The sequence below is a fragment of the Gilliamella sp. Nev5-1 genome, assembly GCF_001690895.1.
GTDB lineage: Bacteria > Pseudomonadota > Gammaproteobacteria > Enterobacterales > Orbaceae > Gilliamella > Gilliamella apicola_C.
On record NZ_LZHO01000011.1, the window covers coordinates 45,230 to 69,443 of the forward strand.

The 24,214-nt window shown below is 35.3% G+C and carries 23 protein-coding genes and 2 tRNA genes; 13 read left to right on the plus strand and 12 right to left on the minus strand.

Annotated features, from left to right (window positions below):
- Positions 1 to 2: 2 nt before the first annotated feature.
- Complete coding sequence (locus A9G41_RS01900; RefSeq protein WP_065581516.1) at positions 3 to 1,142, minus strand: ABC transporter permease; 1,140 nt, start codon at positions 1,140 to 1,142, stop codon at positions 3 to 5.
- Complete coding sequence (locus A9G41_RS01905; RefSeq protein WP_065581517.1) at positions 1,124 to 2,095, minus strand: HlyD family secretion protein; 972 nt, start codon at positions 2,093 to 2,095, stop codon at positions 1,124 to 1,126. Before A9G41_RS01905 ends, A9G41_RS01900 begins: the two co-directional genes overlap by 19 nt.
- A 351-nt stretch (positions 2,096 to 2,446) precedes the next feature.
- On the opposite strand from A9G41_RS01905, the gene A9G41_RS01910 reads away from it, so the two are divergent.
- The gene (locus A9G41_RS01910) at positions 2,447 to 3,736 is read left to right on the plus strand and encodes an NAD(P)/FAD-dependent oxidoreductase (protein WP_075539249.1); all 1,290 of its coding nucleotides are present in this window, start codon (positions 2,447 to 2,449) and stop codon (positions 3,734 to 3,736) included.
- Positions 3,737 to 3,831: 95 nt separating this feature from the next.
- Positions 3,832 to 4,434 (plus strand): YiiX family permuted papain-like enzyme, encoded by a 603-nt coding sequence (locus tag A9G41_RS01915; protein WP_075539250.1) that lies wholly within the window; start codon positions 3,832 to 3,834, stop codon positions 4,432 to 4,434.
- A 1-nt stretch (position 4,435) separates the two neighbouring features.
- On the opposite strand, the gene rnhB is transcribed toward A9G41_RS01915, so the two are convergent.
- Genes rnhB through fabZ form a run of 4 tightly spaced genes read right to left on the minus strand, consistent with a single transcriptional unit; the run spans position 4,436 to position 7,443 of the window.
- Positions 4,436 to 5,026, minus strand: coding sequence for a ribonuclease HII (gene rnhB, locus A9G41_RS01920; RefSeq protein WP_075539251.1), 591 nt, complete (start codon positions 5,024 to 5,026; stop codon positions 4,436 to 4,438).
- Positions 5,020 to 6,174 carry a lipid-A-disaccharide synthase gene (gene lpxB / locus A9G41_RS01925; protein ID WP_075539252.1) on the minus strand — a complete coding sequence of 385 codons (1,155 nt, stop codon included), beginning with the start codon at positions 6,172 to 6,174 and terminating at the stop codon, positions 5,020 to 5,022. The genes rnhB and lpxB overlap by 7 nt, the downstream gene beginning before the upstream one ends.
- Positions 6,174 to 6,953, minus strand: a complete 780-nt coding sequence (gene lpxA / locus A9G41_RS01930; protein ID WP_075539253.1) for an acyl-ACP--UDP-N-acetylglucosamine O-acyltransferase — start codon at positions 6,951 to 6,953, stop codon at positions 6,174 to 6,176. The genes lpxB and lpxA overlap by 1 nt, the downstream gene beginning before the upstream one ends.
- Before the next feature lie 43 nt (positions 6,954 to 6,996).
- A complete protein-coding gene (gene fabZ / locus A9G41_RS01935; RefSeq protein ID WP_065568254.1) occupies positions 6,997 to 7,443 on the minus strand; it encodes a 3-hydroxyacyl-ACP dehydratase FabZ in 447 nt (148 codons plus the stop codon).
- 231 nt (positions 7,444 to 7,674) lie between these two features.
- Between fabZ and fkpA the strand changes: the two genes are divergently transcribed.
- Genes fkpA through tusC form a run of 3 tightly spaced genes read left to right on the plus strand, consistent with a single transcriptional unit; the run spans position 7,675 to position 9,223 of the window.
- On the plus strand, positions 7,675 to 8,484 hold the full coding sequence (fkpA, locus tag A9G41_RS01940) for an FKBP-type peptidyl-prolyl cis-trans isomerase (RefSeq protein WP_075539254.1): 810 nt from the start codon (positions 7,675 to 7,677) through the stop codon (positions 8,482 to 8,484).
- A gap of 4 nt (positions 8,485 to 8,488) precedes the next feature.
- Positions 8,489 to 8,854, plus strand: coding sequence for a sulfurtransferase complex subunit TusD (gene tusD / locus A9G41_RS01945; protein ID WP_065581523.1), 366 nt, complete (start codon positions 8,489 to 8,491; stop codon positions 8,852 to 8,854).
- Between the two features lie 15 nt (positions 8,855 to 8,869).
- Positions 8,870 to 9,223: a sulfurtransferase complex subunit TusC gene (tusC, locus tag A9G41_RS01950; protein WP_065587855.1), complete on the plus strand. Its 354-nt coding sequence runs from the start codon at positions 8,870 to 8,872 to the stop codon at positions 9,221 to 9,223.
- 208 nt (positions 9,224 to 9,431) lie between these two features.
- On the opposite strand, the gene nagE is transcribed toward tusC, so the two are convergent.
- Complete coding sequence (nagE, locus tag A9G41_RS01955; protein WP_075539255.1) at positions 9,432 to 10,925, minus strand: N-acetylglucosamine-specific PTS transporter subunit IIBC; 1,494 nt, start codon at positions 10,923 to 10,925, stop codon at positions 9,432 to 9,434.
- Between the two features lie 248 nt (positions 10,926 to 11,173).
- Here nagE and nagB point away from each other — a divergent pair, with 248 nt between their 5' ends.
- The 3 genes from nagB to A9G41_RS01970 are packed head-to-tail and all read left to right on the plus strand — an operon-like array spanning position 11,174 to position 14,397.
- Positions 11,174 to 11,980: a glucosamine-6-phosphate deaminase gene (gene nagB / locus A9G41_RS01960; RefSeq protein ID WP_065581526.1), complete on the plus strand. Its 807-nt coding sequence runs from the start codon at positions 11,174 to 11,176 to the stop codon at positions 11,978 to 11,980.
- An 11-nt stretch (positions 11,981 to 11,991) separates the two neighbouring features.
- Positions 11,992 to 13,134, plus strand: coding sequence for an N-acetylglucosamine-6-phosphate deacetylase (gene nagA / locus A9G41_RS01965; protein ID WP_065581527.1), 1,143 nt, complete (start codon positions 11,992 to 11,994; stop codon positions 13,132 to 13,134).
- 36 nt (positions 13,135 to 13,170) lie between these two features.
- Positions 13,171 to 14,397: an ROK family protein gene (locus A9G41_RS01970; protein WP_065581528.1), complete on the plus strand. Its 1,227-nt coding sequence runs from the start codon at positions 13,171 to 13,173 to the stop codon at positions 14,395 to 14,397.
- Between the two features lie 59 nt (positions 14,398 to 14,456).
- On the opposite strand, the gene asd is transcribed toward A9G41_RS01970, so the two are convergent.
- From asd to A9G41_RS01985, 3 genes are all read right to left on the minus strand, one after another.
- Positions 14,457 to 15,560 carry an aspartate-semialdehyde dehydrogenase gene (asd, locus tag A9G41_RS01975; RefSeq protein WP_065581529.1) on the minus strand — a complete coding sequence of 368 codons (1,104 nt, stop codon included), beginning with the start codon at positions 15,558 to 15,560 and terminating at the stop codon, positions 14,457 to 14,459.
- A gap of 310 nt (positions 15,561 to 15,870) precedes the next feature.
- Positions 15,871 to 15,947 (minus strand) — tRNA-Pro (locus A9G41_RS01980).
- A gap of 26 nt (positions 15,948 to 15,973) precedes the next feature.
- A tRNA-His gene (locus A9G41_RS01985) sits at positions 15,974 to 16,049 on the minus strand.
- A gap of 531 nt (positions 16,050 to 16,580) precedes the next feature.
- On the opposite strand from A9G41_RS01985, the gene A9G41_RS01990 reads away from it, so the two are divergent.
- Both A9G41_RS01990 and A9G41_RS01995 read left to right on the plus strand, forming a co-directional pair.
- On the plus strand, positions 16,581 to 17,261 hold the full coding sequence (locus tag A9G41_RS01990) for a response regulator transcription factor (protein WP_065568294.1): 681 nt from the start codon (positions 16,581 to 16,583) through the stop codon (positions 17,259 to 17,261).
- Positions 17,262 to 17,278: 17 nt separating this feature from the next.
- The gene (locus tag A9G41_RS01995; RefSeq protein WP_065581530.1) at positions 17,279 to 18,577 is read left to right on the plus strand and encodes an ATP-binding protein; all 1,299 of its coding nucleotides are present in this window, start codon (positions 17,279 to 17,281) and stop codon (positions 18,575 to 18,577) included.
- Here A9G41_RS01995 and A9G41_RS02000 read toward each other — a convergent pair.
- The gene (locus A9G41_RS02000) at positions 18,574 to 19,248 is read right to left on the minus strand and encodes a M15 family metallopeptidase (RefSeq protein ID WP_176700822.1); all 675 of its coding nucleotides are present in this window, start codon (positions 19,246 to 19,248) and stop codon (positions 18,574 to 18,576) included. The two genes, A9G41_RS01995 and A9G41_RS02000, sit on opposite strands and share 4 nt — an antisense overlap.
- A gap of 254 nt (positions 19,249 to 19,502) precedes the next feature.
- Here A9G41_RS02000 and A9G41_RS02005 point away from each other — a divergent pair, with 254 nt between their 5' ends.
- From A9G41_RS02005 to A9G41_RS02015, 3 genes are all read left to right on the plus strand, one after another.
- The gene (locus A9G41_RS02005; RefSeq protein WP_065581577.1) at positions 19,503 to 20,621 is read left to right on the plus strand and encodes a bifunctional tRNA (adenosine(37)-C2)-methyltransferase TrmG/ribosomal RNA large subunit methyltransferase RlmN; all 1,119 of its coding nucleotides are present in this window, start codon (positions 19,503 to 19,505) and stop codon (positions 20,619 to 20,621) included.
- Between the two features lie 29 nt (positions 20,622 to 20,650).
- A complete protein-coding gene (locus A9G41_RS02010; protein WP_065581532.1) occupies positions 20,651 to 21,259 on the plus strand; it encodes a hypothetical protein in 609 nt (202 codons plus the stop codon).
- Between the two features lie 71 nt (positions 21,260 to 21,330).
- Positions 21,331 to 21,906 (plus strand): manganese efflux pump MntP, encoded by a 576-nt coding sequence (locus tag A9G41_RS02015; protein WP_065581533.1) that lies wholly within the window; start codon positions 21,331 to 21,333, stop codon positions 21,904 to 21,906.
- 178 nt (positions 21,907 to 22,084) lie between these two features.
- On the opposite strand, the gene A9G41_RS02020 is transcribed toward A9G41_RS02015, so the two are convergent.
- Positions 22,085 to 24,214 carry an AAA family ATPase gene (locus A9G41_RS02020; protein ID WP_065581534.1) on the minus strand — a complete coding sequence of 710 codons (2,130 nt, stop codon included), beginning with the start codon at positions 24,212 to 24,214 and terminating at the stop codon, positions 22,085 to 22,087.

Sequence of the window (24,214 nt, forward strand, 5' to 3'; positions counted from 1 at the left end):
CCTTACTGTGAATGTAGTCGTCTTACTAGACGTTTTCTTACTAACACAGTAATAATTATTGGATAGATCATTAAAATACCACAGACTTTTAGCACTGAAAGATAGCTAGAATGGCGTAAAAACAGATCAAACAGTTTATTAAGTGCATAAGTTAATGGCTCTAAAGATGAAATGAATCTCGCAATCCATGGCATTGATAGTTCTGGCACAACAATGCCCGAATAAGTTAACGCCAGTCCAACTAAAAGACCGATATAGGAATAAGCATCAATTGGCGTTTTTGTAAAAGTGTACAGCAAAATACCGATACTTTGCGCAGCAATAACATAGAAAAACACCACTATCATCATTGCAAAGGGCGATCCTGATACACGCGCATCAGAAAATAAAACCAGCATAGCAATTTCAAAAATAAGTAACATAGTAAACCAAATGGTATAAGGCGCTAATTTCCCTAAAACAAAAGGATAATTAGGGCGAGTTCGCTTTGGTAATTGTGCTAATAGATGAATCGTTATTGTGACAACAAACAGTTGTAGTAGATGCACAACAGCAGAAAATTGCTGAAAGTACATTGAGTTACCACTGGCATTAAACAATCCATCATAATTGAAGTTTACTTTTGCAAGCTTAGGTACTGGTATCCCAATACTAGTTGCCATTGTGCTACGGTATTGAGTATTTAATGCGGCAATAAGGCCAGAATAGTCCATAATAGAATACAAGCCCGCACTATAGTATAACGCATTGTAATATAGCATTGGAGTGGGCTGACGGCCAGCTAATACATCTGCTTCAAAATTAGGGGGAATATAAAAAATGGCGTAAATTTTTGCTTTTCGCAAATCGCGCTCGGCCTCTGAAAGCTGGCTATCATAGTTAACAAGGCTTGCATGTGCACCGGCATTAAGATTGCGCACAATTTCACGTGATAAAACACTGTTATCATGATCTATATAGCCAACAGGTAGATCAAACAGCACACCGCGGTGGAATATGCTACTGATTAATACAAAAATAATTAGTGGCAAAATCCACATTAGCCAATGGAAAGTAAATCGTTTAAAAATGGTGGGTATTTCAGCATTAAACGCTTGTTTAAAGCGGTGCCAAAAATCCCAAATTAGTTGTCTAATTTCCATAGTGTGCTCATACCTGCACGTAAATTAGTAATAGGCTTTGTTGGATAAAGCCTAACTTCAAAGGTTTTTAAATCAAAATCACCAGTAGCTCGCGTTGCCCGTTTTGTTGCATAATCACCCATAGGCGCAATATAACGAACTTCAGCCTCAATTTCCTTATTACCAAGAGCAGGCACTTCAAGCTTAACATGATCGCCTTTATGAATATTAGGCATAATGTTTTCACGAAGATTAAATATAAAGTACGCTTTTGGTAGTTGAATTACAGTCAATAATGGGCTATTGGCATTAAATAACTCACCAACTTCGGCTGGTATTGAACCAACCTCACCTTCAACAGGAGATTTTACTTGTAAATCATCATATTGAATTTGTAATTGTTTAAGCTGCTCTTCTGCTTCTTTTAATTTAGCATTATAAATTTCACGTTGTTCAATACGATCACCATTTTTGGCTTGATCTAAATTAGCTTGTGCTGACTGAACTTGTTGAAAAGCTGCATCACGCGTTTTTAATGCATTATCTAAGATAGATTGAGAAACATAACCTTTGGCCGAAATCGCTTTGTTACGATCATATTCTTTGGATGCATTATCATAAGCAACTTTAGCTTGTTGAAGTAACGCTTGATAGTAGCGAATACTTTCTTCACGTGTTCCATGTTCAGAAAGCGCGACTTGGGCGCGTGCTTGATCGCAAGCCGCTTGCGCCGCTTTGACTTGTGCTAATAGCTCTGGGCTATCAAGCGTTATTAATATATCGTTTGGTTTTACATCATCGCCTCGATTAACATGGATAGCCTGCACCCGTCCTTTCGCTTTTGACGAAATACTAACATTAGGAGCATCAACCTCACCTTGTAAGATAAGCTGACTATTGTGTGAGCGAATTAAAATTGTCATTGAGATTAAAATAACAATTAACACAATCGTAATAAAAATTTTTTTATTCATAAATTTTGTATAGAGTGATAATGATTAGATAAGACCTAAACAATTAGGACGATGGTATGCATTACAGATTTTACATACTTAAATTGTAACGATTACTATATTATAGGTTATACCAAAAATGCTTTATTTCAACAGCTAAAGCAGAATTTTTATTTTAAAAAATAAGAATATATTAACATTATGAATAGTCAATATGGCTATATTCTATTTAGCTTTTAAATAAATTTTGATAATTATAAAACATCACTTTAATAGGTTTTATTTATAATTGATATTAGTTAAAAGAAATAGATAAAAACCTACTTATTTAGTATGATATTTTCAATTAATATACGATAAGGTTCGAAATTTATGAAAAAAATAATAATTATTGGTGGTGGAGCCGGTGGTTTAGAGCTAGCTACAGACCTTGGCGATAAACTAGGTAAAGACAACCAAGCCGAAATTAGACTAATTGATAAAAACAGCTATCACTTGTGGAAACCTTTATTACATGAATTTGCCACAGGTGTTTTGAACGAACAAGCTGATAAAATTGATTATGCTACACAAGGGCAACAACACAGCTTTCAATTTACACAAGGTACATTTAAAGATCTTAACCGTGAAGAAAAACAAGTTATTATTGAAGATTTAAACAACGAATCTATCTCTGTACCCTATGATATTTTAGTTGTAGCAATAGGAAGTACCTCAAACGATTTTGGCACACCTGGTGTTAAAGAGCATTGTATCTTTTTAGATGACCAAAGTGCTGCAATTCGTTTACGTGAAACACTGATTGCCAAATTTGCTGGTTTTTGTTCAATTATTGATGAAAAACAAGAAAAAACTGAAGATAAAATTCGTATTGCTATTGTTGGTGGCGGTGCAACAGGTGTTGAATTAGCCTCTGAATTACCTCACATGGTTGAAACATTCGGCGCTTGTGGTCACAATAAAATGTGTTCAGATTTACTAGATGTATCCATTATTGAAGCAACTGATCGTATTTTACCTGCCCTACCTGAAAAAACAGCATTAAGTATCACTGAAACTTTACAAAACCGTGGCATTCGCGTATTAACAAAAACCATGATCACTAAAGCGGAAAGTGATGGCTTTTATCCAAAAGAAGGCGATACCATTCACGCAGATATTATGATCTGGACTGCTGGGGTAAAAGCACCTGATTATTTAAAAGATATTTCTGGATTAGAATCAAGTCGTTCTAATCAGCTTGTAGTAAAACCAACATTACAAACAACACGTGATGATAATATTTTTGTTATTGGTGATTGTGCTTACGCAATGCAAGACAGCGGACGAGCCGCTCCCGCTACCGCACAAGCCGCACATCAAATGGCAAAAATTTGTTATGAAAACATTGTTAACATGTTAAATAATAAATCCATGAAATCATTCAGTTATACAGATAATGGAACAATTATTTCTTTGCATGATACCGCTCAAGGTGTGGTTAAAATTGCTGGAAAAGGAGAAATGAGCGTTAAAGGCTTTTTTGCTTTAACGATCCATCGCCTATTGTACCGCATGCATCAAGCAAGCTTATTGGGTATATTCAAAACAATTCGATTCGCTAAAACCAGTAAAGAAACGTATAAAAATAAATTTGCTTCTATCTTTACTCATCAAGACTAGTTTCCCATTTAAATAGCTACTTACAAAACACTATTTTATAAGTGGCTATTTTATTTTATAATTTATAGCATTATTTACAGCTAAAGGTAAATTTAATGCGTTTTGTTATATTGTTTATGCTGTCTTTAGCTAGCTTTATTAGTATTGCTAGTTATAAACCTCAAGATGGGGATATTATTTTTCAATCCTCACAATCAAGACAAAGCCTGGCAGTTGAACAAGCTACAAACTCTCCATACAGTCATATGGGAATTATTTTTATTAAAAATAATGGTAAGCCATATGTTTTTGAAGCTGCTAATAAAGTCGTTTATACACCACTAAATAGTTGGATTGCACGTGGTAAAAATAAAAACTACATCATAAAACGTTTAAAAAATCACAATCTATCCCATAGCGAAATTGCTAAATTAAAGCAAGTCGCAAGTAGTTTTGAAGGCAAACCTTATGATATCTGGTTTGGTTGGGACAATAATTATATCTATTGTTCTGAGTTAATCTGGAAAATTTATAATAAGGCTTTGAAATTGAAAATTGGTCAATTACAAACTATCAAAGATTTTAATCTTTCATCACCTGTCGTGAAGAAAAAATTAAAAGAGCGTTATGGAAACAAAATTCCTTATCAAGAAACGGTTATTTCACCAGTTTCTATTTTTAATTCCCCCTTACTGACAACAGTTGACAAACAATGGTAAATTAAAATACGGCTAAACGCTTAACTGGTGCAAAACTTTTACGATATAAATGATTAATACCATGTTCTTTTATCGCCGCTAAATGCGCTTTAGTTGGATAACCTTTATGCTTAGCCAGACCATATTGTGGATACAACTTATCAAGCTCAACCATCTCACGATCACGTGTAACTTTAGCCAAAATTGAAGCAGCACTAATCTCTGCCACCAATAAATCGCCCTTAATGACTGCTTTGGTTTCAATACCAAAATCAGGACAACGATTACCATCAACTAATACAAAATTGGGTTTAATAGTTAATCCAGATACAGCACGCTGCATTGCTAGCATAGTGGCATGTAATATATTTAATTTATCGATTTCATCCACTGAAGCGCGGGCAATATTCCACGCTAAAGCATCTTGTTTAATTATGTCAAACAGTTGTTCGCGCTTTTTTTCAGTCAATTTTTTAGAGTCAGTTAAGCCTTTAATTGGCTTGTTTGGATCTAAAATGACGGCAGCAGTAACAACATCGCCACACAGTGGACCGCGTCCGACTTCATCGACACCAGCAATTAAAGTGGCATCTGGATAGGTAAATTCTAACAACAATGTGCATCCTCTAATACATCAAGTACTGCTTTAGCTGCTTGCTCATCGGCATTACAACGGATTTGTTTATGCAAAGATAAAAATGTCTGTTTTAGCTCAGTATTATCACCCTCTAACAAAGCAATAATGTGATTCGCGATATTTTCAGGTGTGCAATCTTGCTGTAATAACTCTGGAACTAGGGCTTTACCAGCTAAAATGTTAGGTAAAGAGACATAAGGAGTTTTAATTAATTTTTTAGCGAGCCAAAAGGTGAAAGGCTTCATCTTATAGCCAACAACCATAGGACATTTAGCTAACATACATTCTAGTGCTACTGTGCCTGATGCTAAAATTGCAGCATTACTGGCAATCATTGCTTCACGGGCATGACCATCTAATAATTGTACATCAAGTGTTGGTGCTATTTCGGCTTTAATTTGTTCAAACTCTTGTCGTCTTTTCGCATTGACTAGTGGCACAACAATATGTAGATCAGGATAGCGCTTACGCAAGAGTATTGCCGCTTTTAAAAAAGGTGCTGATAATAATGCAACTTCAGCATGACGACTACCAGGTAATAAAGCTATACAACGACTATTAAGCGGAATACCTAATTGTTGGCGCATAGCGTGTTGATTTGGGTTAAGTGCAATGTCATCCGCCATTTTGTGACCGATAAAACGGCAAGGTACATCAAATTTATCATAAAACGCTTTTTCAAATGGCAAAAAAGCTAAAATAAGATTGGTATTGCGTTTAATTTTGAAAACACGTTTTTGTTTCCAAGCCCAAACCGAAGGGCTAACGTAATGAATGGTTTTTATACCTGCTTGCTTTAATTTACCTTCTAAAGAAAGGTTAAAATCAGGCGCGTCAATACCAATAAATATATCAGGTTTAAGCTGAATTAAGCGTTGAGTGATATCTCGACGGATTGATAAAATACGACGTAAACGCCCCAATACTTCAACAATGCCCATAACCGATAATTCATCCATTTCATACCAAGCTTGGCAACCTTCGGCTTGCATTTGAGGGCCAGCAATACCAACAAATTCAATATTTGGATGATGTTTTCTCAGCGCACGAATCAATCCTGCGCCAAGAATATCACCAGAGGTTTCTCCAGCAACTAGAGCAATAGTTAACGGTTTATTGACCATTAACGGATGATGCCTCGCGTTGAACGAGTAAAGAAGTCAATAAAAAGTTGGACTTCAGGCTGTTGTTTTGCAGCAGCTTCAATTTGAACTTTAGCTTCTTCTAACGTTAGACCATTTCGATAAAGAGTTTTATAGCAGTTGCGAATCGCTTGTAAAGCTTCTTTGCTAAACCCTCTACGTTTTAAGCCTTCGTAATTTACGCCATGAGGTGTTGCATGATTACCTTGAGCAATAACATAAGGTGGAACGTCTTGCGCAACGCCTGAACAACCACCAACCATCACATGCGATCCAATAACACAAAATTGGTGTACTGCGGTCATACCGCCAATAATCACATGATCACCTAATTGAACATGCCCACCTAAAGTAGCGTTATTTGCTAAAATACAGTGATCACCAATATAACAATCGTGTGCAACATGAGCATTAATCATCAATAAATTATCACTACCAACACGAGTTAACTCGCCACCTTGAACCGTACCACGGTGAATAGTGACGCTTTCGCGAATCATATTGCGATCGCCAATTTCGGTACGCGTTGGCTCTCCACGATATTTTAAATCTTGGTTTACTTCACCAATTGAGACAAATTGATAAATTTGGTTATCTTTACCAATTTTGGTGTGACCATTGATGACAACGTGCGATTTTAAAAATGTTCCGTCACCAATTTCAACATTTTCACCAATAAAACAAAAAGGACCAATTTTGACGTTATCGCCGATTTTAGCACCTTTTTCAATGACTGAACTTGGGTGTATTTCTGTTGCCATAGTATTTCCTTAAAACAGTTTGGAATATGTAAAATACCAAATGTTATTTACGAGCACACATCATTTCGGCTTCGCAAACTAACTTACCATCAACAGTTGCAACACCATGGAATAGCGCAATACCACGACGCTCTTTAATATACTCAACATCAAGTACAAGCTGATCACCAGGTACAACAGGACGTTTAAAACGTGCTTTGTCAATTGAAGCGAAATAATAAAGTTGCCCAGGGGACAGCTCTTCAATGCTTTTAAATGCCAAAATACCCGTTGCTTGTGCCATGGCTTCTAAAATTAATACGCCAGGGAAAATCGGTTTGTTTGGGAAGTGTCCTTGAAAGAATGGCTCATTCACCGTCACATTTTTTATCGCTTTTAATGTTTTACCTTTTTCATAACTAATCACGCGATCAACCATTAAAAATGGGTAACGATGGGGTAATAAACTGATGATCTCTTCAATATCAAGGGCATTAAGTTCGGTAGTCAAAATAGCTATCCTTATACATTATTTACTCTAAATTCTATACATTATAACTGAGGATACCGCTTTCACTCAAGGATGATTTAAATTGCGAAATATTGTCTGCCCTAATTTGTTATCAACATATTAATACAGATTTATAAAATAAATGATCCACAAGCACTATATTATCCTATACCAAATCATATATAATAATTAAAATAATCAACTAAAAAGTTTATAACTTGGAGAAGTATAATGAAATCATTGATTAAAATGACCTTAGTAAGTGGCGCCATTGTTTTAGCATTATCGGGATGTGATGATAAAAAAACATCTGAATCGAATACTGAAACAACGGAAAGCAAAGTCACTCTTTCAACTGATGCACAAAAAGAAGCTTATGCTTTAGGTTCATCATTCGCAACCTATATGAAATCAAATTTGGAACAAAATGAAATTAAGCCTGATCAAGAATATTTAATCAGTGGTTTCAATGAAACATTCCGTGATGCATCGCAACTTTCAAAAGATGATGTTAAAACTATTTTAGATGCGTTTGGTAAACGTATTCAAGAAGAAAGTAAAGCCCGTTTTGAAAAAGAAAAAGCAGATAATACAGCTGCTGGCAATAAATTTCGTGAAGAATTTGCTAAACAAGATGGCGTTAAAAAAACCAAATCTGGATTGCTTTATCAAATCATTAAAGAGGGTTCAGAGAGCCATCCAACAGCTGAAGATACAGTTATTGTTCATTATACAGGGACATTAACTGATGGGCGTAAATTTGATAGCTCTTATGATCGAGGTGAGCCAGCAACATTCCCACTTAACGGCGTAATTAAAGGTTGGACAGAAGGCATTCAATTAATTGGCGTTGGCGGTAAAATTAAACTAGTGGTTCCACCTGAATTAGCTTATGGAGATCAAAGTTTCCCTGGTCAAAATGATAAAGCCTCTATTCAACCTGCTTCAACCTTGGTTTTTGAAGTTGAATTATTGGGCATTGATAATGGTAATGCCAAGGATCAAAATTCACAAGAAACTAACTCACAGAAAGCAAAATAATTTTGTGAACTCATTAAACTATACACTTGTTGTTTTGGGTCCTGCTTATGGGACCCAATCTGCTTATTGCGCTTACCAATTTGCGCATACATTGCTGACAAAAACTTCTCATTCAATTAAAAATATCTTTTTTTATGCTGATGGCATATATAATGCTAATCATTATACAGATCCAGCTAATGATGAGTTTAATTTAGTTGTAGCATGGCAACAGTTAGCAAAGAAATATTCATTAACATTAGCTGTGTGTGTCGCAGCAGCGCAAAGACGTGGTGTTACTGAGGGTAATCTTGCTGAACATTTTGAATTAACAGGGCTTGGTGAACTGAGTGAATCAATTGCTATGTCAGATCGTACGGTTCAATTTTGATTTAAGGTCGTTAGAATGAAAAAAGTGGCAATTATTATTAGCTCACCACCGCATGGAAATGCTAAAGGTCGAGAAGCGCTCGATGTAGCTTTAGCTGTATCAGCCATCAATCATGTTTCGGTTTTTTTCATAAATGATGGGGTATTGCATTTATTGCCTAATCAACAACCTAATCAAATTTTGATGCGTGATTATATTGCTACACTTAATATGCTTGAACTTTATGATATCGAAGATGTTTATGTATGCGAATCTTCATTAGAAGCACGAAATTTAGCAAATGCCACATTAAATATTCCTAATAAAGTGCTTGATGCGCTATCTATAAGTCAACTACTTTCTATTCAAGATGTCATCTTACGGTTTTGATTTTATAGTGAAAAGTATATATTTCCTGAAACTTCTTTACAAATATAATATTCAACAATAAAACTAATCTGATTTTTATTAGCTATATTTTTATACGATATAAATTCATATAGTATAAATAATCCACCCTACCTTTCAGCAAAGCTGATTAATAAGATGGATTACCATGTTAAGTCGATTTAATCGAATAAGTTTTATTTTAACTTAATTAGACTAGCTTTTTCATCATGTCGGCAATTTTTTCAGCTTGCGTTCCAACGACAATTTGTACACCCGTTTTACCTAATTTAATAACTGCCATTGCTCCTAGTGCTTTGGCTGCTGGTTCATCAATTAGATCAGAATCATTTACACCTAAACGCAAACGTGTAATACAAGAATCAATATTAGTTAGGTTTTCTTTACCACCTACAATTGCTAAATATTGCTCGGCAAGTTTAGAAATATCACCAACAGCTTGCTTTTGCTGAACATTTTCGGTTGATGAAACAGTAGTATCATCGTCTTCACGACCCGGTGTTTTAAGGTTAAATTTAATAATAACAAAGCGGAATACCACATAATAAACAACAAAGAACACTAATCCTTGAAGAATTAACATATACCAGTGAACAGCAAGCGGATTACGACTTGAAAGTAGCATATCCACTAAACCAGCACTAAAACCAAATCCTGCAATCCATTGCATTGCAGCAGCAATATAAAGTGAGATACCAGCCAAAACAGCGTGTACAAAATAAAGCATAGGTGCAACAAACATAAAGGCAAATTCTAACGGCTCGGTAACGCCTGTAAAAAATGCAGCAAATGAAGCAGCTAACATAATTGAAGCCGTTTTATCTTTATTACCTTTTTTAGCTGTATGATACATAGCTAACGCTGCACCAGGTAAGCCGAACATCATAACAGGGAAAAATCCTGCCTGATAACGGCCAGTAATACCTACTGTTGCTAACCCACTTTCAATAGATTTTTGTCCACCTAGGAAGTTTGGAATATCATTAATTCCAGCCACATCAAACCAAAATACTGAGTTTAAAGCATGGTGTAAACCAACCGGAATAAGTAAGCGGTTGAAGAACCCATAAATACCTGCACCAACAGCGCCTAATTCTTTAATATATTTACCAAAAGCGACCAATGCATCATAGATAGTCGGCCAAACAAAAAATAAAATAGCTGAAATTAATAGCATAACAACTGAAACAATAATAGGTACAAGCCTTTTACCACTGAAGAAAGATAATGCTTTATGTAATTCAACTTGGCTAAAACGATTATAAAGTTCCGCAGCAATAATACCGACAAGTATACCAATAAATTGGTTATTTATTTTTTTATATGCCGCTGGAACTTGAGCATCCCACCCATCTAAACTGGTGTCAATGCCATTAAATAAGGCAATAGAATTTGGAGAAAGTAAGGTTGTAACAACTAAAAAACCAACCAAACCAGACAAGGCAGCCGCACCATCTTTATCTTTAGACATGCCGTAAGCAACACCAATAGCAAAAAGTATTGGCATATTTTCAATAATTGCACCACCAGATTTAATTAAAAAAGCGGCGAAAATATTGTTTTGCCCCCAACCATTGGGATCAATCCAATAGCCAATCCCGAGGAGTATTGCCGCAGCCGGCAGAACGGCAACAGGCACCATCAGTGAGCGCCCGATACGTTGCATATAAGCTAAAATTCCCATAAGTGTTACCTCATATTTGTTGAAATGGTACTTAAAGAAGTATATGTAATTATATATTTTTAAGTAAAAACAGCTTGGTTATTATATTTCATCTTATATTATTTTACTTCGCAAATTAATTATTGCTTTTTTGTGACTAAAATCACTATATTTTTTGATTTATTGTCTTAATATAGTAAAATATGTTCAACATTTTTTACTTGAAAAAAAAAGAGTTTATTTAATTATATCAAAAGAGGTGATATCTCATGAGACTTATTCCTTTAGAAAATGCACAAGAAGTCGGCGCTTGGGTTGCAGAGCGTATTGTTAATAAAATTAACCAATTTCAACCAACATCTGAGCGCCCTTTTTTGCTAGGTTTACCAACAGGAAGTTCACCATTAGTTATGTATCAACAACTCATTAAACAGTATAAAGCCGGAAATGTTAGCTTTAAACATGTTGTTACATTTAATATGGATGAATACGTAGGACTTCCAGAAGATCACCCGCAAAGTTATCATACTTTTATGTATGAAAATTTTTTCAACCATATTGATATTGACAAAAATAACATCCATATACTAAATGGTAATGCACCTGATATTGATGAAGAATGCCGTCAATACGAAGCGAAAATTAAAGCTTATGGCAAAATTAATATTTTTGTCGGTGGCGTTGGCCAAGATGGACACATTGCCTTTAATGAACCAGGATCTTCACTTTGTTCTCGTACGCGTATTAAAACATTAACCGAAGACACACGCATTGCTAACTCTCGCTTTTTTGATAATGATGTCAATCAAGTGCCAAAACATGCATTAACTATTGGTGTTGCAACTTTAATGGACGCGCAAGAAGTGATTTTGTTAGTTTGCGGTCATAACAAAAGCTTAGCGCTACAAGCAGGTGTTGAAGGTAGTGTTAACCATCTTTGGACCGTAACTGCACTACAAATGCACCCTGCATCAATTATTGTTTGTGATGAACCAAGTACTGATGATCTTAAAGTGAAAACCTTAAAATATTTTAAACAGATGGAAACTGATAATCTTAAAGTAACCATTTTATAAAGGATAAACTTATGTACGCATTAACAAATTGCCGTATTTATACAGGTTATGAAATCCTTGAAAATCACGCTGTTATTATCGACGGCAATAAGATTGCAAAAATCTGTAAACAAAACGAATTGCCGGTGGGCATCACCATTAAAAATTTACAAGGCGCAATAGTTGCGCCTGGGTTTATTGATATTCAAGTCAATGGTTGTGGCGGTGTACAATTTAATGAAACGCTTGATGCACTAAGTGTTGAAACATTAGAAGCAATGCAGGCAACAAATCTTATCTCTGGTTGTACTAGTTATTTACCCACTTTAATCACATCGACTGATGAATTCATGATAAAAGCGGTTAAAGTGATGCGTGAATATCTAACGACGCATAAAAACCAAGCACTTGGCTTGCACCTTGAAGGTCCTTATATTAGCCCTGAAAAGAAAGGTATTCATGATGAAAATATCATTCGACAACCATCGCAAGAAATGATTGATTTTTTATGTGAAAATGCTGATGTCATTAAAATTATTACTTTAGCGCCAGAAAAAGTAGAAAGTCACTTCATCAAACAATTGGTTAATGCAGGTATTCATGTGTCTGTTGGCCATTCTAATGGCCATTATGATGATTGCCGTCGTGGATTTAACGATGGTATTCGTTTGGGAACGCATCTGTTTAATGCCATGCCTTATATTTCTGGGCGTGAACCTGGTGTTGTTGGCGCTATTTATGATGAACCTGAAGTTTATGTTGGTGTTATTGCTGATGGTCAACATGTAAGTTGGGCAAATATTCGCAATAGCCACAAAATTAAACAAAATCATTTAATTTTAATTACCGATGCAATGTTACTTGCTGGATCAAACTTAGAATCTGGTGTATTTGCAGGTAAAACCATTTATTATAAAGATGGTCGATGTGTTGATGAAAATGGGACGTTAGGCGGCTCTTCCTTAACCATGATAGAAGCTGTAAAAAATGCAGTCGAATATGTGGGTATCGCCTTAGATGAAGCATTAAGAATGGCGACACTTTACCCAGCAAAAGCAATTGGTGTTGATAAACAACTTGGCTCAATTAGTGAAAATAAAATTGCGAACTTGGTTATTTTTGATCGTGACTTTTCAAACGTGAAAACGATTGTTAATGGAGAGATGAACAGCTAGAATGCTAGATAGTTAACGAAAATATTGAGATAAAATATGACCTTTAATTATCTAAATCTAGTTGGCAATGCTGAATTAATCAAACAATTAAATTATGCCATGATTTACCGTTTGATTGTTCAGCAAGCGCCTGTATCTCGAATTCAACTGGCGGAAATTAGCCAATTAGCACCAGCAAGTATAACTAAAATTACTCGTCAACTTCTTAAAAGCAATCTAATAAAAGAAGTTGATGCACAACAATCAACAGGCGGGCGACCAGCCGTTTCAATACAAGCAAAATTTGATTATTATCAAACAATTGCTGTTCAATTAAGTCGTTCCCGTGTTACCATTGAACTTTATGATCTTGGTGCTAAAAATCTAGTTACCGAAATTTACCCACTAACTACATTTACCCAGCAATTGGCTGAAGAGTATTTAATCGCGTTAATTGAAAAATTTATAGAACAGAATAGTAAAAAGATAAAACACCTTGTGGCAATATCTGTTGTACTACCTGGTTTGGTCGACTCTGTACGCGGAATTATTCGTTATACACCGCATATTCCAGTTAAAGCATGGCCTTTAGCCGAAGCATTACACCATAAGTTTAATATTTCGATTTTTATTGGTAATGATATTCAAAGTTTAGCTTTAGCGGAAAGTTATTTTGGCTCAACCCAAGATGTAGATGACTCAATTTTGATTCGTGTACACCGTGGTGTTGGATCAGGCATCATTATCAATCAACAACTGTTAACTAATCATAATCAAACAGTGGGTGAAGTTGGTCATATCCAAGTGGATGCATTAGGTGAGCGCTGTCATTGTGGTAACTTTGGTTGTTTAGAAAATCGAGTTATTAATAAAGCAATTGAGCATCGAGCCAAACAAATGATTGAGCAAGGTTACCCAACTAAATTAAGTTTGGGTAATTGTAATATTGCCAATATCTGTAAATATGCTAACCAAGGAGATGAATTGGCAATTAAGTTAGTCAAAGATGCCGGTGAAAATCTTGGTAGAGCAGTTGCTATGATGGTAAATATTTTTAATCCACAAAGTATTGTATTAGCGGGCGAGTTGACAAAATCTCCCGAAATACTATTGCATGCGGTAAATAGTGCATTAAATACACAAAGTTTAGAAGAATTAAGAAAAAATCTTACTCTTCATTGTTCATCGCTCAATGACCGTTCAGCAATTGGCGCGTTTGCATTAGTGCAACAATCTTTATTTAATGGTTCATTATTAATGACATTGCTGGAAGATAAAGAATAATAGCCTATAGTTATAAAAAGTAAAGCCCAACAAATCGGGCTTTACTTTTTATATCTAGTTTAAGCTAAAATGCGTAACATTCTACGCAATGGTTCAGCGGCCCCCCATAGTAATTGGTCACCGACAGTAAAAGCTGATAAATAATCTTTACCCATATTAAGCTTACGTAATCGGCCAACTGGTGTAGTTAAGGTACCTGTTACTGCGGCTGGTGTCAGCTCTCGTATGGAAATATCACGATCATTTGGCACGACTTTTACCCAATCATTATGGGAAGCAAGTAGTTTCTCAACTTCTGGCACGCTAATATCTTTTTTCAATTTAATCGTAAACGATTGACTATGACAACGTAATGCGCCAATACGGACACAAAGTCCATCAACTGGAATAATCTCGCCAGTCCCTAAAATTTTATTGGTCTCAGCCTGACCTTTCCATTCTTCTTTACTTTGCCCATTATCAAGCGCTTTATCAATCCAAGGGATCAGACTACCTGCTAATGGCACACCAAAATTATCAGTTGGTAAACTACCGTCGCGCATTTTTTGCGTCACTTTTCGCTCAATATCTAAAATAGAAGAATTAGGATCCTGTAGTTCTTTAGCAACCTCCGCATTTAACATCCCCATTTGGGTAAGCAACTCACGCATATGACGCGCACCGCCACCAGAAGCCGCTTGATAGGTTGAAACCGATACCCAATCAACTAAGTTTTCAGCAAATAATCCACCCAGTGACATCAACATTAAACTTACTGTACAATTACCGCCAACAAAGGTTTTAATACCTCTATCTAAAGCAGTATGGATGTTAGCTTTATTAACAGGATCAAGAACGATAATCGCATCATCTTCCATTCTAAGTGTTGATGCAGCATCAATCCAATAACCTTGCCAACCAGTTGCACGCAATTTTTTATAAATTTCAGAAGTATAATCACCACCTTGGCAGGTAACAATAATATCTAATGCTTTCAACGCATCAATATTATCTGCACTTTGTAATATACCAGTCTTACCGCCCAAAGTAGGCGCTGCTTGACCCGCTTGAGATGTAGAAAAGAATACAGGATTGATATAATCAAAATCGTGCTCTTCAACCATACGTTGCATAAGAACGGAACCAACCATTCCGCGCCAACCGACAAAACCGACATTTTTCATATTTTATTTCCAATAATTAGAGTTTATATAAAGAGATATTTATTATTAAAACAAAATATCACCATAAAACAAGCCAGATAAGAATTATTATTGTAAATAAGAAGATGATAACATGACGTTATATATTAATATGATATTTAACCAAAATAACAAAAAATTGAGAGAGGAAATGGTTTCAAAAGTTGCAATAAATTTAATTAAAATATTAGGCAATGACTGAAAATAGATGACTGGTAAATGAAATCAGTATGCGAATTGTTATATAATACTCAATAGCTAAATTCCAAATAAGTAGAATTTTATTTAAAAATGGTCGGCGAGAGAGGATTCGAACCTCCGACCCACTGGTCCCAAACCAGTTGCGCTACCAAGCTGCGCTACTCGCCGTTATAATTTTTTTCGCATTCTATAAATGGGGTGGCTAATGGGATTCGAACCCACGACAACTGGAATCACAATCCAGGGCTCTACCAACTGAGCTATAGCCACCATAGAATCAGGACAAAATATTACGCATAAAAAATAATATTGTCCAGCACATTTTTAAAAAAATACGCCAACTGATTATATAAAAAGCGCTAAAAGTATAAAATTTAATTACCTTCAATGCGAACTCATACCTTATTGCTTACTAGCTTACTAAATAGCTAGCATTCACTTTAGCAGCTACGCTAAATTACTAAATTTTTCTTGCCTGATTACTTGTTGTTTCAATTTTTATCTCCATATTTTATTCATAAAGATAGGTCATTAAAAATATTACTTCACTGTATCTTTACTTAGAATTAAATAATGCGCTGGCATAGCCAATACTCAATGCCACTTATTAACTTGAGTGGAAAATATATGTTGTAACATAGAGCTACTTTAAAAACTATTTATATTATTAATAATAGTAAATTACATTATCGTGCCTCGTTCAAAAATATGTAATATTTTAGTAAAGGAGCCTGACTTTTTTTTTATTATTGCAATAATGTAAAAACCTAAAATTAGATAACAATGGCGATTGCGATTATGATAAATATTTTATTAATTGATGATGATATTGAACTATCACAAATGCTTAGTGAATATTTGACTAATGAAGGTTTCAATATCAAAAGTGTTTATTTGGGTAAAGATGGTATTGATGAAGCATTGTCAGGAAAATACCGTGCTGCAATTTTAGACGTGATGTTACCTGACATTAATGGTATTGATGTCCTTAAAAGCATACGGCAACAGCGTAACATGCCTGTTATTATGTTAACGGCCAAAGGCGATAATATTGATCGCGTTTTAGGATTAGAATTAGGCGCTGATGATTATATCCCTAAACCTTGTTATCCGCGTGAGTTGTTAGCCCGATTACGTGCTGTTTTACGTCGTTTTGATGAACGTTCAGTAGAAACAGTTGATGATAAAAAATACCATTTTAATGGCTTAACCTTAGATCTTCCCCAACGTTTATGTACGTGGAATGGAAAAGCTATTGACTTAACATCAACCGAGTTTAATTTATTAGTTTTATTAGTAAAACATAGCGAGCGGGTAGTAACTAAAGAGGAGTTATCAGAGATCGGTCTTGGTCGAGCACGAGAACTTTATGATCGTAGTGTTGATGTTCATATTAGTAACATTCGACAAAAACTACATCAGATAGCACAAAATGATGTGACGATTGAAACAATTAGGGCTGTCGGTTATCGTATCCGCTAACAACCAATAGGCTTGCTATGAATCGTCGATTATTCTGGAAAATACTCATTATATTTTGGGTTATTTTCTACCTCACTTTCCAATTAACTTGGATTGCATTTTCTATTTATGTAGAAAATAAAAATCAGAAATTTCTTAATCATATGCCGACAAAAGTGGATATGATAGCCCAGTTATTACATGTAGCAGGCGAAGATGAGACGCTTAATTTTATAGCCCATTTACCTGAACGAGAAAGAGCTTTATTATCAATAAAATTAGTTTCTCCAATCAATGAGCAAGTCAATATTTTGACCGACGAACTAGAAACACCAACCTATGTTTATCAACGCATGGCTGTCGCGCCTGATGGCACGCTTTATTCTATTTCATTTAAAGAAGATAAGGATAAAGATGATAAAAAGACATTATTCAATATGCCAATGCCAATTGTGTTAATGGGAATATGTGTTGGGCTAGCTTTTAGCTTGTTTTTGGCATGGAATCTAACTAGACCCATGCGGTTATTAAGACAAGGTTTTTTTCGCGTATCTCAGGGTGATCTTTCTGTTCGATTATTCCAAAAATTAAAACCTAGGCGTGATGAGCTTAGCGAATTAGGTAAAGATTTTGATATGATGGTTGAGCAACTTAATATTCTTATCTCAGATCGTCAAGCTCTTCTTCATGATGTTTCACATGAACTAAGAACACCACTTGCTCGTTTGCAACTAGCGATTGGGCTTGCTCAACAAAACAAACAAAATATTGATACCGCATTAGCTAGAATCGAATTAGAATCAGAACGATTAGATCAGCTAATCGGTGAGATTCTAAATTATTCTCGTGCTGAAATGAATAATCGTACCGATGAATATTTTGATTTAAAAGACTTAATAAGTGTAGTAATTAATGATGCTAACTATGAGGCTAATCATCAGCTCATTGATGTACATTTCAACTTATCGTCCGTTACTCATTCTATTGTTAAAGGTAACTCAGAGCAAATTCGCCGAGCTATAGAAAACATTATTCGTAATGCGATTCGCTTCTCTAAAGCTGGACAAGCTGTCGAAGTTTCATTAAAAGAAGCAGGCAAGTATTTACAAATTGAAGTTAAAGATCGTGGGCCTGGTGTAGAAGCTAATAAACTATCGAGTATTTTTGAGCCATTTGTCCGTATCCAGTCTCCTCAATTAGGCAAAGGTTACGGGTTAGGTCTTGCGATTGCAAGAAAGACCGTTATTATGCATAACGGCACTATTCAAGCAACCAATCGTGATGGTGGTGGATTAGTTGTAACAATCGAATTGCCTTATTGGAGAAGCAGTAATTAACTATAACAGTCGCTATTAATGGTGAGCACGTACTGTTTAACTAGACTTTCTAGCTTAATTTTATCGTGACCTATAAAATCTAAAGTTTTTATAATAGCGTCTGGATCACTTTCTAGTATCGCTTTGTACTGCGCAATATATTGGCTGGCGATGGGCTTGTAGGACCAATGCCATTCTTCGGGTTGATATCCGCCTTTTCGTCCCTCATTAAATGCTTGGCAAAATCCATATTTGGGTAGGTTTTCTTGTAACCATTTGTAAAGAATGATGCCCTTTTTATCACTTTTAAAATATGCAGATGAAACACTGGTAATATCTATATCTGTACCCCAGTGGTGCCTTGATGTACCTGGCATTGATGAGTATTTTAAAATCTCTCGGGCAATTTTCTCAGGGTCATTGAGCTTATGAGATAAAGCCTCCCATTTTCGTTGCCAAATTCCGTTTTGGTAAGCGTAATTGCGTGTTGCACTTACCACAATAAAAGGAATATTGGGGTGATCTTTTTTGAAGTCTTTAAACGCTTTTATTAGCTGATCAGCAACTTCTTTTTGTAGATACATTCCCTTTTTATTAACTGGTAATTGAGTTAAATCCAATGCAATAAAATCACTATCTTTTCTTTCATCAAACTGCCCTGTTAGTTTATTTAATGGAATTGTTTGCGCCATAGTAATACTCGAACATAAAATTAACATTAATGATGAGATTAAAATAAGAAGTGTTTTTAAATTTATTAATTTACTTTTCATTTTAAATATTACATATATTCTTTATAGTAAGATGAGATGAAAAACAGTATAATCTTTTTCCTAAAAATTGAAATAGCCATAATGTGTAAAAACGAGGCCTTATGTCAACACTATGTACGTCAAATATATCTGTAAATTTATCAGATACTTCAAACTCAATAAATCTAACCACAATGAACCCAAGTAAAGAAAAAGTAAACTTACTCAATTTTACACGCCAACAATTAAGAGCGTTTTTTATTTCACTAGGCGAAAAGCCATTTCGAGCCGATCAAGTGATGAAATGGATCTATCATTTTGGGATAGATGATTTCGATCAAATGACCGATATCAATAAAAAGTTACGTGAGCAACTAAAAACTTTAGCTGAAATTAAAGCGCCAATGATTGCAATGGAGCAACGCTCATCAGACGGCACAATAAAATGGGCACTTGATGTGGGCAATAACCAAATGATTGAGTCGGTTTATATTCCAGAACGTGATCGTGCAACATTATGTGTTTCATCACAAGTTGGTTGTGCATTAGAATGTAAATTCTGTTCTACCGCACAACAAGGATTTAACCGAAACTTAACCGTTTCTGAAATTATTGGTCAAGTATGGCGCGCATCAAATGCTATTGGTGTAACAGGCAAACTGGCGGATAGACCAATTACCAACGTCGTTATGATGGGGATGGGAGAGCCGTTACTTAATTTATCTAATGTAGTGCCCGCGATGGAAATTATGCTAGATGATTTTGGCTATGGTTTGTCAAAAAGGCGTGTAACACTATCCACCTCAGGGGTTGTTCCTGCTTTAGATAAGCTCGCTGGTATGATTGATGTGGCACTGGCGATATCACTTCATGCGCCTAACGATACTATTCGCAGTGAAATCATGCCAATTAATGAAAAATACAATATGACTATGTTGCGTGATTCAATTTTACGTTACCTTTCTTGTTCAAATGCGAATCATGGAAAAGTTACTATCGAATATGTATTACTTAATCAAGTTAATGACGGTGTTGAACACGCACACGAACTTGCTAAATTCCTAAAAAATGTACCAAGTAAAATTAACTTAATTCCTTGGAATCCGTTTCCTGGTGCGCCTTATTCTCGTTGCTCTAGTTCGCGTATCGATCGATTTATGAAAACATTGATGGGATATGGTTTTACTGTAATTGTTCGAAAAACGCGCGGTGACGACATTGATGCCGCATGTGGTCAATTAGCTGGTGAAGTTGTTGATCGTACCAAAAGAACGCTGTATAAAAAACAAAGCTTGGTGCAACAAACATTATAAAGGAAAAAAACAGCAAAAAGGGGAAGTTGATGAAAAGAAGCTTGATATTAAACTGTTTTGCTCTGATCATTTTATCTGGTTGTCAAATCAAAAACAGCGATGAATTTGATCCAGAAAAGGCCGCTTTAGCAAGAATGCGCCTTGGGTTAGGCTATCTTGCCAAAGCAAATGGATCGGAAGCTAATGTCAAAGCAGCGCATTATAACCTCAAATTAGCGGCACAATATTCACCAAATAACCCACAAATTATGCTAGCAATGGCAATGTTTGATCAACATGTTGGTGAATACGAGGAAGCCGAGATGATCTATAAGCGCATTATTTTTATGCAACCTGGTAATGGATTATATCATGTGCATTACGGCTCTTTTTTATGCGGGCGAGATCGTTACCAAGAAGCACAGCAACAATTTAAGCAAAGTCTTGATTTAGATCGCCACCGTTGGAAAGCTGATACCTATGAACAATATGGATATTGTGCTATCCAAAATAATGATAAAAAAACTGCTGAGTTAATGTTTAAGCAACTTTTTCAATACGACGCAAATCGGCGTGATAATGTGAAAAAAATAGCTGAGATTTATCAGAAAAAGGGCGATATGAAAGTTGCCAATTATTTGTTTTCAGTCACAAAATAGTAAGCTGTAAAATATTATTATTTAAACCGTACTAACATCATCATTATAATTTTAAGTATAAAGAAGATATCATGAGTTTTTGGGCTATTTTATTATTAGCACTGGCTATGTCGACCGATGCCTTTGCTGTCGCTGTATGCCGCGGGGTTTCGCTTAAATCAACCCCATTTTTAGGTGCACTCAAAGTCGGTATTTTATTTGGTGTTGTTGAAGCTATTACACCACTCCTCGGCTGGTTAGTTGGCTATATTGCACTGAAATATATCGAACAATGGGATCACTGGGTTGTTTTTACTGTCATGTTATTTTTAGGTATTAACATGATTTACAATAGCTTTAAAAAAACTGATGAAGATTGCCTAGAGGATAAAGAAACATCATCAAAAAAATCCTTTCTAATACTAATTTTTACAGCTATTTCAACCAGTATAGATGCATTTGCTGTTGGTATTGGATTAGCGTTAGCAAGCGTGAATATTTATTGGGCTGCAACAATGATTGGCATAGCAACCTGTTTAATGGTAACGATTGGATTATTATTAGGTAATAAATTAGGATGTTTAATTGGTAAACGAGCAGAATTTTTAGGTGGTTTAGCGCTTATTATGATTGGCACAATTACGCTTTATCAACATTTATCTAATTAAACTTTCACTTTTTTTCATCTAGTAACATCGCTTAGCTTTTCAAACAGGACTATCATAATAGCATTTATCACGTTAAAGTATCTAATAGATAAGATTGAAACCAATTTAGTTAACTTTAAACTAAACTGTTACCTATTAGAGGTAACAGTTTATGGAAAATACTTCTATTTAAATCTTTTTAAATTTTACAAAATGTCATATCAAAGCTACGATCCTGTTGATTATAGACCGCTTTAAAGGCACCTTTGTCATGAGGATTTTGCAAAATATGATTGACGATAACTGGTCTAATATTTGCTTTAATATAACCAGGTAATCCTCTCGCACCACGAATTAAATCGTAGTGATCATGACAAAATGAGCTTATGCAAGAATCAGATATTTCTACAGAAAAACCTCGAGGTTGATATGCTTGATTCAACTTGTCAATTTCACGGCGAATAATCCGCTCGATAACGACCATTGGCAAACGTTTGAAATGGAGAATATTTTCTCGTCCGTTAAAACGATTAAGTAGTTCTGAACGATAAGTGTTATTCAGGTCATTTGTTGCCAATTCACATGCAGCTTCATCAGAAAGGTTTGGATCTAAATAATAAGGTTGCCCGATATTTGAAGTCATAATAATCATAATATCAGAAAAATCGACTGTTCGACCGACATTATCAGTTAATCGTCCATCCGATAAAATCTGTAAAAAGATATTAAATACATCAGGATGTGCTTTTTCAATCTCATCAAATAGATAGATTCCAACTGGTTTTGCTCTAACAGAGTTTGTCAAAATGCCTCCAGCTTCAAATCCTTCATATCCTGGTGGCGCACCAATCAATTTAGCAACAGCATGTTTTTCCATGTATTCAGACATATCAAAACGTACCAATGATTTTTCATCACCATAGACATATTGCGCTAAGGCTTTAGCCATCTCAGTTTTACCTACACCAGATGGGCCTAAAAATAGGTAAGACATTGCTGGGCCTGATTCTTCTAGCGCATCGACTTTAGCGACTTTCACCGAATTAGCGACATGTTTAACAATATTATCTTGACCAAAAATTCTCGATAACAAATTTGCCTCTAAATTAATCAAGTTTTCAACTTCATTTTCATCTAGTTTGTTTGTAGGTATTCCCGAAACTTTGCTAAATTCAGTGATAACTTCTTGACGGTTAAGCCGTAAATCTTTGTTAGCTAGCATAACCAATTTTTGGTGTTGTTCGTTATTTTGTACTATTTCTGCATCAATCTGTCGAATCTTTTCCTTTAATTTGGTAACAGCCGGTGAGTCAAATCCACCAGCTGTTAGCTGTGCAAAGGTTTTTATTGTTGTTGATTCCAAATTTTTATTATTATCCTCTTCTTCTTGCAATTGGCTGATCTCATCTTGCAATTTAAAGCGTAATGTTTCGGCCTCACGTTGATATTGGTAAGTTTTATTGATTTCTGACTTTAATTCTTGCCAATCTTGTTGCCATTGTTCAAGTTGTTGTTGCAAATCTTGCTTTTCTGTTTCATTGGTACTTTTGGCTATCTTATTCATTAGCTCAATTATTTTAGGATGCTGTTTATGCGTAAGTTGACGATAACTTGCAAGCGCACGATCAAGTAAAGCAATCGCTCGTTGCGGTTGTGCTCCACCTAAACCTAAACTATCTCGATACTTACTGGTTAAATGTATCGCTTCTTCAACAGCATCTTCATCAACTTCAATTTTATGGTATGCAGATAGCTCTTTAGCAACACTAGAAACGATCGATCTTAAATCATCCCCAATCGGCTCTTTAACATCATAAAGAGTGTAAAGCTCTGGCATGTTTGTGCTGGCTTTTAATACATTACTCAATTTATCATCGCGGACTTCTAAAATAACTTGGAAATTATTTGCTTTGTCTGCGTTATTTAATGCATTGATAAAATGAGCATTGCCAGTATTATGTGCTGCTTCTAAAAAATTAGCCGTATCAGTAATAATCAATACGGATTCTGGAGTTTGCATTAGCTTTTTTAAAATACTTTGAAACTCATTGTTTATCTTAGCGCTATCACCACTAGAAAAAAGCGCATCACAATTTAACCAAAACAGTTTTTTTACAATCAAATCAAACGGTGTATCTGGACTGTTTTTAGCTGCTTGCAAACCAAGGGTAAGCATTGAAACACCGACACCAGCAGGACCTGTTAGCAAAAGTGAATTTGATGATTTTCGTATAAGAATAGATGATATTCTTTCTAAATCATGTTCCCGACCCACTAAAGTAAAATTAGGGTATTGCGCTAAATATTCACGCCCTCTAACTAAATACAT

Bases quoted from the DNA above. Each gene is read 5' to 3' on its own strand.
- fkpA (WP_075539254.1), top strand. From the start codon at position 7,675: ATGAAATCATTGATTAAAATGACCTTAGTAAGTGGCGCCATTGTTTTA.
- A9G41_RS01995 (WP_065581530.1), top strand. From the start codon at position 17,279: ATGAATCGTCGATTATTCTGGAAAATACTCATTATATTTTGGGTTATT.
- tusC (WP_065587855.1), top strand. From the start codon at position 8,870: ATGAAAAAAGTGGCAATTATTATTAGCTCACCACCGCATGGAAATGCT.
- A9G41_RS01900 (WP_065581516.1), bottom strand. From the start codon at position 1,142: ATGGAAATTAGACAACTAATTTGGGATTTTTGGCACCGCTTTAAACAA.
- A9G41_RS02015 (WP_065581533.1), top strand. From the start codon at position 21,331: ATGAGTTTTTGGGCTATTTTATTATTAGCACTGGCTATGTCGACCGAT.
- lpxB (WP_075539252.1), bottom strand. From the start codon at position 6,174: ATGGTCAATAAACCGTTAACTATTGCTCTAGTTGCTGGAGAAACCTCT.
- A9G41_RS01970 (WP_065581528.1), top strand. From the start codon at position 13,171: ATGACCTTTAATTATCTAAATCTAGTTGGCAATGCTGAATTAATCAAA.
- A9G41_RS01915 (WP_075539250.1), top strand. From the start codon at position 3,832: ATGCGTTTTGTTATATTGTTTATGCTGTCTTTAGCTAGCTTTATTAGT.
- asd (WP_065581529.1), bottom strand. From the start codon at position 15,560: ATGAAAAATGTCGGTTTTGTCGGTTGGCGCGGAATGGTTGGTTCCGTT.
- lpxA (WP_075539253.1), bottom strand. From the start codon at position 6,953: ATGGCAACAGAAATACACCCAAGTTCAGTCATTGAAAAAGGTGCTAAA.
- A9G41_RS01910 (WP_075539249.1), top strand. From the start codon at position 2,447: ATGAAAAAAATAATAATTATTGGTGGTGGAGCCGGTGGTTTAGAGCTA.
- A9G41_RS01905 (WP_065581517.1), bottom strand. From the start codon at position 2,095: ATGAATAAAAAAATTTTTATTACGATTGTGTTAATTGTTATTTTAATC.
- nagE (WP_075539255.1), bottom strand. From the start codon at position 10,925: ATGGGAATTTTAGCTTATATGCAACGTATCGGGCGCTCACTGATGGTG.
- A9G41_RS02010 (WP_065581532.1), top strand. From the start codon at position 20,651: ATGAAAAGAAGCTTGATATTAAACTGTTTTGCTCTGATCATTTTATCT.
- A9G41_RS02020 (WP_065581534.1), bottom strand. From the start codon at position 24,214: ATGTATTTAGTTAGAGGGCGTGAATATTTAGCGCAATACCCTAATTTT.
- A9G41_RS02005 (WP_065581577.1), top strand. From the start codon at position 19,503: ATGAACCCAAGTAAAGAAAAAGTAAACTTACTCAATTTTACACGCCAA.
- nagB (WP_065581526.1), top strand. From the start codon at position 11,174: ATGAGACTTATTCCTTTAGAAAATGCACAAGAAGTCGGCGCTTGGGTT.
- A9G41_RS02000 (WP_176700822.1), bottom strand. From the start codon at position 19,248: ATGGCGCAAACAATTCCATTAAATAAACTAACAGGGCAGTTTGATGAA.
- nagA (WP_065581527.1), top strand. From the start codon at position 11,992: ATGTACGCATTAACAAATTGCCGTATTTATACAGGTTATGAAATCCTT.